The sequence below is a fragment of the Ramlibacter henchirensis genome (genome assembly GCF_004682015.1).
In the GTDB taxonomy this organism is placed as follows: Bacteria; Pseudomonadota; Gammaproteobacteria; order Burkholderiales; family Burkholderiaceae_C; genus Ramlibacter; species Ramlibacter henchirensis.
Window position 1 is genome coordinate 560,274 of the sequence record NZ_SMLM01000001.1, and the last position, 13,032, is coordinate 573,305.

Genomic DNA, 13,032 nt, shown 5'->3' on the forward strand with positions numbered 1-13,032 from the left:
CATTCAGGGCGCGTCCGGAAACGCGCTCAGGTCACGACGACGGTCGCCACCACGGCCCAGAAGGCGATACATGCGAGGACTGCAACTCCCCAGGCAGCGCGGGGATGTCTCGCGACCATCTTGAGAAGCTCGCCCCTCGAGAAAGAGAGTTGATGCCACATCCCGGAACACTGGCAGACCCGCCGGTGAACCACGTTTCGATCAGTGCGCATTTGTAAGCTGTGCGCACGGGCCTGCCGTGCCTCGATCGCTCGGACCAACCCCGCGGGAGCTCCGCAAAGAGAAAAGCCCCTGACCCGCAGGCCAGAGGCTTGACTCATCCCTCGTACTCCGCCGCAGCCGAGGCACCGGCTGGCCCCTCGTCTCGGTCTTCAACCATGTCCTACCTGTGTAGGTCTGTGCCGACCCGGATGTAGGAAGTCTCCTCGCAAGCTGCTCGTCCATGCCCGTAACAAGCGCGCGAAGCTGTAAGGGAGCGTGCAACGAACGTGGGCCTCCGCAGCTGCCAAGAGGCCGACGAGCTCCTCCCCCGCCTACTCCTTCTGAAAGTTGATCGCGGCCAGCGCCTTCTCCCACAGCTGGTACGACTCGCGGATGGCCCCGGCGAACTCCTGCGGGCCCAGCCACTTGGCCTCCACACCGCCGGTGCGAAAGTCGTCGCGAACCTTGGGTGTTGCGAGCGCCTGGCCGATCGCCTCGCTGAGGCGGGTGGTCACCTTCGGGTCCATCCCGGCGGGGCCGACGAAGCCGATCCAGCTTTCGATGTCGATGCCCGCGATGCCCTGCTCGCCCATGGTGGGCAGGTCCGGAAACAGTGAGCTGCGCCTCGGTGCGACCGCGCCAAGCATCCTGATCTCGCCGGACTTGACCAGCGCGACCGCGGCGGAGGAGGAGGCGAACTGCAGGTGCACGCGTCCGGCGATGAAGTCCTTGGCCACGTCGTTGGCGCCCTTGTAGGGCACGTGGACCATCTCGATGCCGGCGTGCTTCGAGAACACCTGGCCGAAGATGTGGGCCGGGGTGCCGACGCCTTGCGAGACGTAGTTCAGCTTGCCCGGATTGGCTTTCGCGTACGCCACCAGTTCACGCACGTTGTTCGCCGGCACCGACTTGTGCACGACCAGCACCAGCGGGCCGAGTGCGCCTTGCGCCACCGGCGTGAAGTCCTTGAAGGTGTCGTACTTGACGCTCGCCAGCGTGTGCGGCAGTTGCGACAGGGTGGAGGCGGGCGTGTACAGCAGCGTGTGCCCGTCGGGGAGCGCCCTGGCGACCTCGGTGGCGGCCAGCATGGTGCCCGCGCCGGGCCGGTTCTCGACGATCACCGGCACGCCCAGCAGCGGCGAAAGGTACTGCGCCACGAGACGTGCCTGCAGGTCGGTGCCGCCGCCGGCCGGGAAGCCGACCACCAGCTTCACCGGCTTGTTGGCGACGGGGAAATCGGCCGCCGCCGCGCCGAACGTGAAGGGAAGCAGCGCCAGTCCGAGCAGCGCCGCGAGTGCCTGTCGCTTGATCATTGCCTTGTCTCCTTGTCGAGTGTGGTTTCGCTCAGATAGCGGAAGGCCGCCTGTGCCGCCGAGCGGCCTTCTTCCACCGCGGCCGCCAGCAGGTAGGGCACGCCGGAGCGGATGTCCCCGGCGGCGAAGATGCCCGCCACCGAGGTGCCGAAGCTTGTGTCGGTGACGATCCGGCCGTCCGCGTCGAGCCGGAGCGCGCCACCGAGGAATTCCGTTTCCGCTTGCAGTCCTGCATAGACGAACACGCCGCCGGCCTCGACCTCGCGTACGCTGCCCGAGCGGTCGCGCAGCATGACCCCGGCGACGGTGTCCTCGCCCACGATCCCGACGACCTCGGTCTCGGCCTGGAGCGCGATGCGCGGCTGCGCGGCCACCGCCTCTCGCAGGGCCGTCTGGGCATGCGGTTGCTTCTCGCGGAACACCACCAGCACGTCGCGAACGTGCTGGGCCAGCACCAGGGCCTCGCCGAAGGCGGAATCCCCACCGCCGACCACGCACACCGGCTGGCCGCGGAACAGCGGCCCATCGCAGGAAGCGCAATGCGAGACGCCGCGGCCGGCAAGCCGGTCCTCGCCCGGCACTCCCAGCGCTCGGCGCCGCGAGCCCGCCGCCACCAGCACGGCACGCGCGGCGATGTCCTGGCCCTCGCAGTGCAGGACGTGGCCGGAAGCGCCGCTCGAATAGCCTTGCACCGTGTCGAGCATGAACTGCGCACCGGCCGCCTCGGCGCGCTCCTGCAGGTCCGGGCCGAGCTCGAAACCCGAGATGCCCGCAGGAAAGCCCGGCATGTTGTCGATGCGCTCGACGTTCATCACCTGGCCGCCGGCGCCCATGCGTTCGATCACGAGCACCCGCAGACCCAGGCGCGCCGCCTCGGCGGCGGCCGTCAGGCCGGCCACGCCGGCGCCGATGATGGCCAGATCGGTCTCAGGCATCGCCCGGCCTCAGCGCCACTCGTCGACCGAGACTGTCGCCTTGTGGTGCGCGCCCATGATCTGCCAGTAGCCGTTGGCTTCGCCGCCGGTCACGACCACGTTGATGTCCTTTTCCTCGAACATGCGCACCGGCGTATCCGCCGAAACGCCGACGTACTTCGCCTTCGGCGACTCGGAAGGCCCGAAAGTCGCGCGCGAGTAGATGTAGTTCTGCACCAGCTGCAGGTCCCAGTAGCGGCCGGCCGGCATCTCCGCCGTCTCGTGCAGCCACCGGATCAGCTTCTGCTTGGTGTCGAAGCCGCCGCGCTCCACGAACTGGCGCGCCGTGATCGGATCGAGCACCAGCACGGGCGCGGTGATCGCATCGGTGCCCAGCAGCATGTCCTTCACGTGCTCGCGCCAGTGGTCCTTGCGCAGCCCCAGGTTGAACGTGGTCGAGCGGCATCCATGGAACACGGTGACGGTGCTGGCGTCGCGAGAGAAGCCCTTCTGCACGTGCAGCGGCTCCCACGGCGAACGCTCCTCGTTCTCGGCGAAGGTGATGCCGTTGTACGTGTAGTTGCTGCCGATCGAACCCATGAAGGTTTCGCCCGGAACCGAGCCCCCCTGGAGGTTCTGCGACAGCAGCGAGTACGCCCGCCCGATCGTGGCATTGGCGTGGTTGTAGGGCCCCATCGCACCGATGCCGAAGTTCATGCCGGTCTCATGCCGGATCGGGCCGTTCACCACCGTCATCGTGGAGGCCGAGCTCGACGTGCTGCCGCGGGCGCTGATGCCGGTGGACGCCAGCGCGAGGATGATCGGGAAGTATTCGGGTTTCGCTCCCGCCATCACCGCGTTGACGGCGACCTTCTCCACCGTGTACTCCCAGAGCCCGCGGTTCGGGGTCGGCTGCATGCGGCCGACCACCTCGTCCGGCCTGCGGCTGGTGCCCTTCAGCATGGCGGCCACGCGCTCTTCGGTGGGCAGCACGATCGGAAGGAAGTCGGTCCAGCGGTTGCGCTCGAACAGCGCGCGCAGGTTGTCCTCGGTGTCGGGCTCCTCCAGCCGCGGCGTGCTGCGCGCGTAGGGTTCGTCGCCGGCTGCATTGGCGGCGAGCCCCTGGGTCAGCCCCTCGACGATGGCCTGCATCACCGGCTTGCCGCTGTGTGGATCGAGCCCCTCAACGTAGGCGCGCAGTTCCTCCGGGCTCTTGCCCATGACCGGCTGCGGCACGAACACGGTGGGCGCCTGGGGCAGCCCGCCCATGCGGGTGACCGACTGGGCGACCTTCACGAACTTGTCCGTATGCAGGGCCACCGTGGGCACTCCGTACTGTGACTCCAGCGTGATCGCGTGCGTGGAAACCGCGGGCGAGCACGTGCTGCAATGGCCGACGCCGATGATCGCGGCATGGCCGCGGCTCCTGATCTCGTTCCAGAGGTCGGGGTCGTCCTTGCCGTAGTAGCTCGCCATCTGGCGCAGCTCGGTGCGCACGCCCGGCATCCTGGCTGCGAACCACGCCTGCACCTGCTTGAGCAGTTCCACCGAATCGTCGAACTTGCTGTCGATCAGGTAGATCGTCTTGCCGTCCAGGCTGGACAAGCGCGGCGCCGGCTGCTTGCGGCTGATCTTCGGCGGATAGCCCACGGGGTTGTGCACCGTGAGCATCGGTGCGGTCTTGACGGTGGTCAGCATGGCAGGGTGTCCTCTGCAGGTTCGCAAATGTGGGTGATCATCGGCTCGGTTCGAACCGCGGCCGTGTCAGTGCGCCGCCCGGCTGGGAGCGCCGGCGCGCGCGCGTTGCATGGGTTCGAATTCGTGCACCTTCTCGGGCCGCAGCAGGCGGTAGGGCGGAGCGACCGAGCGGTCCTCGTCGACCAGCGTGATGCGATCGATCTCCACGAGGTCCTCGGGCGTGAAGCGGACCTGCAGCGCCTTGACGTTGTCCACCAGGTGCTCCGGCCGGTCGGCGCCGGCGATGACCGTGAAAGTGGCGGGGCGCTGAAGCAGCCAGGCCAGCGACATCTGGGCCAGCGTCCAGCCCCGCTCCTGTGCGAACGCCTGCAGCTTCTCGGTGACGTCCCAGTTCCGCTCCGACTGCCAGGCGGCGGTGTTCGGGTTCTTGTCCTGGCGCGATCCCGGCGCGATGGCGCCGCGCTTGTGGACGCCCGTGAGCATGCCGGCCGCCAGGGGGAAGTAGTGCGTCATGCCGATGCCGTACTTCACGCAAAAGGGTTCGAAGCGTTTCTCGATGTCCCGGTACAGCAGGTTGTAGTGGTCCTGCGCGGAGATGAACCGGGCCCATCCCTGCCGCTCGGCGATGTGGTGCGCCTCGCAGAGTTCCCAGGCGAACATGTTGGAAGCGCCGATGTACCGGACCTTGCCCGCACGCACCAGGTCGTCCAGTGCGCGCAGCGTCTCGTCGATGGGCGTGCCGTGGTCGGGCCAGTGCAGCTGGTACAGGTCGATGTAGTCGGTCTGCAGCCGCCGCAGGCTGTCCTCGCACGCACGCACGACCGCCATGCGCGAGGCGCCGGTGTCGTTCGGCCCGTCGCCCATGCGGTTGCCAAACTTGGTCGCGGTGAGCGCCTGCGCGCGCTTGCCGCGCAGCGCCAGCCCCAGCGCCTCCTCGGACTTTCCGATGCCGTAGCTGTTGGCTGTGTCGAAGTAGTTGATGCCCAGGTCGAGCGCCTGGTCCACCACCCGCTGGACGCCGTCCTGCGGGACGTAGCCGCCGAACGGGAAACAGCCCACGCCGATCGCGGAGGCGACCAGGCCGGATCGGCCGACGTGCCGGTACTGCATGCCGTTGCCTTCCGTCCTGGGCGTCAGGCCGATGGCCGTGACGCGCTGCTGCAGGTTTTCGCTCATTGGGAAACCTCCGTCCTGCGAACTGCGGTGCGAGCCCTTTCGGGCGGCCGGGCAGGGCTCATGCGTCCATCTTGATGCCGGAGTCCTTGATCACCGGCGCCCAGCGGGCCCGGTCGGCCAGCACCTTGCGGTGGAACTCGGCCGGCGTTCCGCCCACCGGAACCAGCCCCATCTTGTGCAGTGCCTCGACCACGGGAGCGGTGCCGAGCGCCTCGGTAACCATCGCGGCGTAGTCGCTGGCGATGTTGGCCGGCGTGCCTGCCTTCGCGTACAGGCCGAAGGACGTGACCGCAACGTAGCCCGGATAACCGGCCTCGGTGATCGTGGGGATGTCGGGCGCGAGCGGTGAGCGCTTCTCGCTGGCATGGGCCAGCACGCGCAGCTTGCCCGCCCTGTGGTTCTCCAGGTAGTCGGGCAGGATGGAGCCGCTGGCGGGGATCTGGTTGCCCAGGAGGTCCGCCAGCAGCGGCGAACCGCCGCGGTACGGAACCGCCTGCAGCGGCAGGTTGAGCTGCTTGCCCAGCTGGTGGATCACCAGCGCGCCCATGCTGACGGGGCTGGGCACACCGATGGAGCCGCGCTTGGGGTCCTTCCGCACGGATTCGAAGTACTCCGCCAGCGTCCTGACGCCCGAATCCGGATGCACGGTGAACGCCATTGGGGCGGAGGCGCACTCGACCACGGCCATCAGTTCCTTCTCGTAGTCGAAGGTCGGCTTGGTCGCAAACAGCGGCAGCAGCGACACGGCCGAGTTCGGCGCCATCATCAGCATCGAGCCGTCCGCATCGAAGTTGCGCAGGTGCTGGATCGCCACCAGGCCGCCGGCGCCCGACTTGGACTCGACCACGACGGTGCGGTTGAGCCTGGCCCGCATCCGGTCTCCCAGCATCCGTGCGAGCGTGTCCGAAGAGGTGCCCGGCGGCACGGTGAGGATGATGGTGAGCGGCTTCGCCTGCGCTCGCACCAGCGAAGGAGCGGCGAGGACGGCGGACGCCGCGCCGAGCGAGGCGACGAAGCGCCTGCGGGTCTGCTGCAACATGTCTTGTCTCCTGGGGGATGGTGCGCCTCGCCCGAGGGCTTCGGGGTTAACGCTTCTTGTCGCCTCGATTCTGCTTAGGCGAGAGGGGGCGGGCAATTGAAAAGAATGACCCGGTCGTTAGACTGCGGTTAACGACTTGCCACCGTCATGAACCTGCGCCAGATGGAGGTCTTCCGTGCCGTGATGTTCGCCGGCGGCGTCAGCAGCGCGGCCGAGCTGCTCCATGTCTCGCCACCCGCCATCAGCAAGGTGCTGGCGCAGGCGGCGCGGGCAAGCGGACTGACCCTGTTCGAGAGGGTGAAGGGACGGCTGATCCCGACGCCCGAGGCGCACCGGCTCTATGCGGAGATCGACCAGCTATGGCACGGCGTGGAGAAGGTGCGCGACACCAGCCGCGAGCTGGCCCAGCCGACCAGCGCCAGCCTGCGGCTGGTGTGTTCGGCCAGCCTCGCGCCCTATCTGGTCTCGCGCGCCGTCGCCCGGCTGTACGTCCAAGTGCCGCGGCTGCAATGCCGCGTGCAGGTGGTGGCGCCCGACATCATCAACCAGAGCCTGCTGGAGCGGTCGACGCACCTGGGCATCGCGTTGGCCCCGCACGATCACCCGAACCTGTCGGTGGTGAAGAGCTACCAGTGCGGGCTGGCCTGCGTCATGCGCAGCGACCAGCCACTGGCCAGGAAGAAGCTGATCCGCCCGGCCGACCTGGTCGGGCAGCGGGTGATCTCGTCGCCGGAGTCCGTGCCTTTCGGTCAGACTCTTCGACGCGCATTCGGCGCCGCGGGGGCGAAGATGCACCGCGACTTCGAATGCACGAGCTCCACCACGGCGTGCTGGTTCGCGCAGGCCGGGGTCGGCGTGGCCGTGGTGGACCAGGTGGCGATCGCCGGTGGGCTGCTCGCGGGCCTGGAGGTGCGGCCGTTCCAGTCCGGCGAGAAGCTGCCGGTGAAGATCCTGCGAAACCGCTACCGGCCGATGTCCGTGGTCGAGCAGGCGTTCACGGAGGTCTTCGATGGGGTGTGGCAGGAGATGGTGGCCGGTTCGAACGGAACGGAGATCAACCGCCGCAACGCGGCTGCGGCCAGGCAGGGGTAAGTGATGGCGAAACTGGAACAGAAGCTGGCCGCCTTCGTCTGCGGCTTGCGCATCGAAGACGTCCCGCCGGAAGCCCAGCGGGTGGTGCGCCGGATGGTGATGGCAGTGACCGGAACCGGATTCGCCGGAGCGGCGGAAGATGGCGTGCTGGCGCTGCGCGAACTCCTGAAGGAGGCTGGGGGCAGCGGGCAGGCGACGACACTGGTCTATGGCGACAAGCTGCCGGCGCACGCGGCGGCGCAGTTCAACGCCACGATGTGCCGTGCGCTGGACTTCTGCGATGCGATGGCTCCCGGGCCCCACATCGGCGCCGCGCTGTTCCCCGCAGCCCTGGCGGCGGCGGAACTTGCCGGCGGCTGTCCTGGCGAGGAGTTCATGGCCGCCCTGGTGGCCGGCGCGGAACTCAGCTCACGCTTGAACCTGAACGAGGCGCAGTACGACGGCTTCGACCCGACCGGCATCGTGGTGGTCTTCTCCGCGGCTGCGGCCGCCGCGCGCATCCTGCGGCTCACGCAGGAGCAGACGCTGCATGCGCTGGCGCTGGCGTTCAACCGGTGTGGCGGCAGCTTCCAGAGCCACGTGGATGGCTCGTTGGGCGTGCGGATCGTGCAAGGCTGGGTGGCGGAAGCAGGAGTCCAGTCCGCGCAGATGGCGCGGCGCGGCATCACCGGGCCGGTCAATTTCCTCGGCGGCCACTACGGTTTCGCCCACCTGTACGGACGCGGAACGCTGGAGCCGGAATCCGTGACGGCCGGCCTGGGCGAAAGCTGGAAGGTCCACAACGTCGTCTTCAAGAAGTACCCCAGCTGTGGCGTGACGCAAGGCGTCACCGAGCTGGCGCTGGGCCTGGTTTCCGAGCTGTGCCTGCGCCCGTCGGATGTGCGCAGTGCCGAGGTGCGCCTTCCGCCGTACGCGCACCGGCTGGTGGGGCACCCGTTCCAGGTCGGCGCCAACCCGCGCGTCGATGCACAGTTCAACGCCGGCTATTGCGTGGCGAATGCGCTCGTGCGGCAGTCCTCGCGTCTTCAGCACTTCGCGCCGTCGCAGGTGCATGATTCCGCCGTGCACGAAATGATCGGCCGCATACGCGTCGTGGCCGACGAAAAACTGGACGCGCGCGGTCACGCCGCCGTCGACCTTAGCGTGACCACCAACGACGGCCGCACGCACTTGCGTCTACTCGACATCCCGCCGGGTTTCCCTGGTGCGGAACTGGACGATTCGCAGCACCTGGCCCGCTTCAACGACTGTCTGGCCTACGCGCCGCACGCGCCTTCGGCTGCGCAGACCGAACGGTTCCTGCAAGCGCTCGACGGCATTGCGAAGCTGCCGGATGTCCGCGCGCTCGTGCCGATGCTGACCGTGCCAGGGACGTTTTTGAAGGAGCACTCATGAGATCGATCCTCACGATCGCAGCAGGCGCCCTGGCGGCGTGTGCCTCGCCTGGGGCGCCTGCTCCCGGCACCCCTTCGCCACCCAGTGGACCGCAGGCAGAGTTGCAGGCCAGGTACCAGCAATACAGGACCGGCCCTGGCCCGCATCTGGACTTCGAAACCTGGAAGAGGCTGTACGGCAATCCGACGGACTACAGCGGCGCCGGGCCGTGAAGCGCGACCGGCGTCAGGTGCGTTCCCGGAGCGTCCTCTTCATCACCTTGCCGTTCGCATTGCGCGGCAGCGGCTCGGTGAGCCAGGTCCAGAAGTCGGGCGTCTTGTAGTCGGCGAGTTCGTCCTTGCACCGGGCCGCCAGTTCGCGACGCAGCGCCTCACGGTCGCCTGCATCCGGCGCGTAGATGAAGGCGTGGATGCGCTCGCCGAGCACCGGGCAGGGCACGCCGACGGTGGCCGCCTCCGCGACGGCCGGATGCGCCAGCAGGCAGTTCTCCACTTCGACGGAGAACACCTTGTAGCCGCCGCGGTTGATCATGTCCTTCTTGCGGTCGTGCACGCGCAGGTAGCCGTCCGCGTCCATCGTCCCGATGTCGCCGGATTTCCAGTAGCCCGCCATGAAGCCGGCGGCGGTTGCCTGCGGGTTGTCCCAGTAGCGCGGCACGACCATCGGGCCGGCGATCCAGACCTCGCCGGCGGTGCCGCGTGGCACCTCGCGCCCCTCGTCGTCCATCACGCGGATGTCGGCGCAGGGCAGCGGTTTCCCGACAGCGTCCAGGCGTGTGCCGTCCCGCGGCGTCATCGTGGCGGGCGAGCTGGTCTCGGTGGCGCCGTAGGCGTTGAACAGGCGCAGGCCGGGGCAGCTGCGCTGCAGGCCTTCGATGGTGGCCGGCGCCATCGGCGCGCCGCCGAAACCGGCGACGCGCAGCGAGGAGAGGTCCGTGTCCGCCAGTGACGGTTCGCGCAGCCACAGCGCGTACATGGCCGGAACCATCAGGGTGCAGGTGACCCGCTCCCGCGCCAGCAGCGCCAGGCTGGCGGCCGCCTTGAACTCGGCCAGCAGCACCAGCGCGCCGCCGCAGCCCGCCATGGCCAGGATCAGCGCGACCAGGCCCGTGACGTGCGAGGCGGGCACCGCGAGCAGGCCCCGGTCGCCCGCATGCAGCCCGAGCATGTGCTTGTAGTGCAGCACCGAATGGACCAGGTTGAAGTGTGTGAGGACGGCCCCTTTCGGCGCGCCGGTGGTGCCCGAGGTGTAGAGCAGCGCCGCCGGTTCCTCTTCGCCGGGTGCGGCGTCGATCCAGTCTGCCGGTCCTTCGAGCAGGTCCTCGAACGGGAGCCAGCCGTCCCGTGGCGCACCGCCCGGCAGCAGCACGCGCCGCACGCCTTCGGGCACCAGGCCGGCGACGGCAGGGTCGGCGATCACCAGCGAGGCGGCGCATTGGTTCACGATGTAGGCGATGCCCGGCCCGGCCTCCCGCATGCTGACCGGCACGACGACGGCGCCGAGGCGCAGGATGCCGAACGCCGCCAGCACGAACTCGGCGCGATTGGGCGCGAGCAGCACCACGCGGTCGCCGGGTCGCAGGCCGAGCTTCGCGAGCCCGGCGGCGATGCGCCCGCTGTCCTCGTGCAGGCGGCCCCAGCTCCAGCGCCGCTCGCCATCGACGAGGGCTTCCACTTCACGCGACCGTGCCGCATCGGCCAGCATCGCGGGCAGGTGCGGCCACCGCTCGGCGAAGCAGCGCACCATCCGCTCCCCGAAATGCAGTTCATGGCGAAGGTTCATGCAACCGCCGCGCTGACGTTCGCGCCGCGTTCGATCACCACTTCCTGGTCGAGCAGCGAGCGAGAGTGGTTCAGGTCCGACTGGCTGATCAGCACCGTGAGCCCCGAGCCGCGCAGCTGGCCCACCACCTCGGACAGGCGCTGCGACAAGGCCGGCGCGACGCCCTCGAAGGGCTCGTCGAGCAGCAGCACGCGCGTGCCGACGCCGAGGGCGCGCGCCAGTGCGACCAGCTTCTGCTGCCCGCCGGACAGCAGCAGCGCCTTGCGCTCGCGCATGTCGAGCAGCTCGGGCAGGATGCCGTAGACGAACGACAGGCGTTGATGCAGCTGCAGCTGCGGCGCCACCCACAGCGGCAGGCAGATGTTCTCCTCGACGGTGAGTTCCGGCACCAGCCCGCGGTCTTCCGGCATGTAGCCGATGCCCAGCGCCACGCGCCGGTGGGGCGGGGCGCCGGAGAGGTTGGTTCCATCCACGGCGACCGAGCCGCCCAGGAGCGGCAGGTGACCCATGATGGTCCGCATCACGCTGGTCTTGCCGGCGCCGTTGCGTCCGACCAGGCCCACCAGCTTGCCGGAGGGAACGTGCAGCGTGAAGCCGCGCAACACCTCGACGTTCTGGATCGCGACGCGGACGTCCTGGAGCGCGATCATGCCTGCGCTCCCTCGCGCGAGCGGGCCGAGCCCGTCACGTACTTGCGCACGTCGGCGTCGCCCAGCACCTTGTCGCAGGCGCCGTCGGCGATGACGCGGCCGTTGTAGAAGGCCGCCACCCGCGTGGCGTAGCGCCGGACGATGTCCATGTCGTGCTCCACGAACACCACCGTCACGGGCGAGCGGTCCTGGTGCGTCTCGATCGCCCGCACCACGGTGTCCATCGTGCCGAACTTCTCCTGGGCGCTCACGCCGCTCGTGGGTTCGTCCAGCAGCAGCAGCCGGGGGTGTCCGGTGAGCGCGATCGCGATGTCCAACAGCTTGCGCACGCCGCCCGGCAGTTCGCGCGCCGGCCGTTGCGCGTGCGCGGCAAGCCCGAAACTGGAGAGCAGTTCGTGGCAGCGCGCCAGCGAGCCGGCGTCGCGCGCCGCCCGCAGGAAATGCGCGTGGGCGCCACTGCAGTGCAGGGCCGTGAGGATGTTCTCCAGCACCGTCATGTGCAGGCACAGCTGCGGGATCTGGAAGGAGCGCGCCACGCCGCGGCGCGTGATCTCGCGCGGCGAGCGGTGCGTCACGTCCTCGCCCGCGAGGTGGATCCTGCCGGAGGTCGGCTTCAGGTAGCCCGTGACCATGTTGACGAACGTCGTCTTGCCCGCGCCGTTGCTGCCGATCAGGCACAGGCGCTCGCCCTGCTGCACGTCGATGCTGACGTCGGCGGCGGCCTGCACGGCGCCGAAGCTTCGCGTCAGGCCGCGGGCCGAGAGCACCGGCGAGCCCGGGTCGGGGACGTGGGGATGGGCCATCCTCATGCGGCGCTCCTGCGCCACACCGGCAGGCGCTGAAGCAGCGAGCCCAGGCCGTCCGGAAGGAAGCGGATCACCAGCAGCAGGAAAAGGCCCAGCGCGAGCTGCCAGGTGTTGGGGAAGTAGGTGCTGGAGAAGGAGCGCACCAGTTCCAGCAGGAAGGAGGCAGCCATCACCGCGATCACGCTGTGGTAACCGGCCAGGATGGCGACGAACACGAACTCGCCCGACGTCGTCCAGTAGCTGAAGTTCGGGTCGATGTGGCCGAGCGTGACGACCGTCAGCGCCCCGCCGACGCCGCCCAGCGCGGCGGCCAGCAGGTAGTTCCAGGCGACCACGTTGGACACCGAGGTGCCGAGGTACTCGACCCGCAGCTCGTTCTCGCGCACGCCCAGCGACAGCAGGCCGCGCTGCGAGTCCCAGTAGATGCGCACCAGGGCGGCCAGCAGGCAGGTCACCGCCGCCGTCACGGCCCACAGGAAATAGTGCACCGTCGCGTCGGGCGCCCTCCAGCCGAACAGGGTCGCTCGCGTGACGTTGAAGCCGTCCGAGCCGCCGAGCGCCGTCGTCTTCATCAGGAAGCCGTAGAGCACCATCGAGAGCGCCAGCGAGAGCATGGCGAAGAAGATGCCGCGGTAGCGCGCCAGCAGCGGCGCGAACGGTGCGGCGAGCAGGAAGGCCGCAACGCCCCCTGCCGCGCACAGCAGCAGGATGTCGGTGACGCCTGCCTTGTTGAACAGCAGCGCCGCGGCGTATCCGCCCGCGGCGAACACCAGGCCCTGGCCGAAGGGGACCACGCCGCTGCGCATCATCAGCGCGATGCCCAGCGACACGAGCCCGTGGGAGAAGGCCAGGGTGGCGAGCGACACCAGCCAGCGCGGCAGCACCCAGCCGAGCGCGAGCAGCAATGCCAGCGCGGCGGCGGCCGCGGCGGCGGTGCGGCCGGAGGAAGAGGAAGGAGCCATGCGC

11 protein-coding genes are annotated in these 13,032 nt (G+C 69.1%); 2 read left to right on the forward strand and 9 right to left on the reverse strand.

Going from position 1 to position 13,032, the window contains the following annotated elements:
• Nucleotides 1-533 precede the first annotated feature (533 nt).
• The 5 genes from EZ313_RS02795 to EZ313_RS02815 all read right to left on the reverse strand — a co-directional run bounded on the left by EZ313_RS02795 (nucleotide 534) and on the right by EZ313_RS02815 (nucleotide 6,341).
• Nucleotides 534-1,514 carry a Bug family tripartite tricarboxylate transporter substrate binding protein gene (locus EZ313_RS02795; protein ID WP_135261691.1) on the reverse strand — a complete coding sequence of 327 codons (981 nt, stop codon included), beginning with the start codon at nucleotides 1,512-1,514 and terminating at the stop codon, nucleotides 534-536.
• Entirely contained in the window at nucleotides 1,511-2,449 is a 939-nt protein-coding gene (locus tag EZ313_RS02800) for an NAD(P)/FAD-dependent oxidoreductase (RefSeq protein ID WP_135261692.1), read from the reverse strand. The genes EZ313_RS02795 and EZ313_RS02800 overlap by 4 nt, the downstream gene beginning before the upstream one ends.
• A 9-nt stretch (nucleotides 2,450-2,458) precedes the next feature.
• Complete coding sequence (locus EZ313_RS02805) at nucleotides 2,459-4,126, reverse strand: UGSC family (seleno)protein (protein ID WP_135261693.1); 1,668 nt, start codon at nucleotides 4,124-4,126, stop codon at nucleotides 2,459-2,461.
• 66 nt (nucleotides 4,127-4,192) lie between these two features.
• Entirely contained in the window at nucleotides 4,193-5,302 is a 1,110-nt protein-coding gene (locus EZ313_RS02810; RefSeq protein ID WP_205960319.1) for an aldo/keto reductase, read from the reverse strand.
• A 58-nt stretch (nucleotides 5,303-5,360) separates the two neighbouring features.
• Entirely contained in the window at nucleotides 5,361-6,341 is a 981-nt protein-coding gene (locus EZ313_RS02815; protein WP_135261694.1) for a tripartite tricarboxylate transporter substrate-binding protein, read from the reverse strand.
• Between the two features lie 147 nt (nucleotides 6,342-6,488).
• On the opposite strand from EZ313_RS02815, the gene EZ313_RS02820 reads away from it, so the two are divergent.
• Entirely contained in the window at nucleotides 6,489-7,433 is a 945-nt protein-coding gene (locus tag EZ313_RS02820; RefSeq protein WP_135261695.1) for a LysR family transcriptional regulator, read from the forward strand.
• 3 nt (nucleotides 7,434-7,436) lie between these two features.
• Entirely contained in the window at nucleotides 7,437-8,828 is a 1,392-nt protein-coding gene (locus tag EZ313_RS02825; RefSeq protein WP_135261696.1) for an MmgE/PrpD family protein, read from the forward strand.
• 225 nt (nucleotides 8,829-9,053) lie between these two features.
• On the opposite strand, the gene EZ313_RS02830 is transcribed toward EZ313_RS02825, so the two are convergent.
• From EZ313_RS02830 to EZ313_RS02845, 4 genes are read right to left on the reverse strand one after another with little or no spacing between them, the layout of a single operon-like run.
• Nucleotides 9,054-10,610: a class I adenylate-forming enzyme family protein gene (locus EZ313_RS02830; protein ID WP_135261697.1), complete on the reverse strand. Its 1,557-nt coding sequence runs from the start codon at nucleotides 10,608-10,610 to the stop codon at nucleotides 9,054-9,056.
• Nucleotides 10,607-11,260, reverse strand: a complete 654-nt coding sequence (locus EZ313_RS02835) for an ABC transporter ATP-binding protein (protein ID WP_135261698.1) — start codon at nucleotides 11,258-11,260, stop codon at nucleotides 10,607-10,609. The genes EZ313_RS02830 and EZ313_RS02835 overlap by 4 nt, the downstream gene beginning before the upstream one ends.
• The gene (locus EZ313_RS02840; RefSeq protein WP_240788514.1) at nucleotides 11,257-12,069 is read right to left on the reverse strand and encodes an ABC transporter ATP-binding protein; all 813 of its coding nucleotides are present in this window, start codon (nucleotides 12,067-12,069) and stop codon (nucleotides 11,257-11,259) included. The genes EZ313_RS02835 and EZ313_RS02840 overlap by 4 nt, the downstream gene beginning before the upstream one ends.
• Nucleotides 12,066-13,028 (reverse strand): branched-chain amino acid ABC transporter permease, encoded by a 963-nt coding sequence (locus EZ313_RS02845; RefSeq protein WP_135261699.1) that lies wholly within the window; start codon nucleotides 13,026-13,028, stop codon nucleotides 12,066-12,068. The genes EZ313_RS02840 and EZ313_RS02845 overlap by 4 nt, the downstream gene beginning before the upstream one ends.
• Nucleotides 13,029-13,032 lie beyond the last annotated feature (4 nt).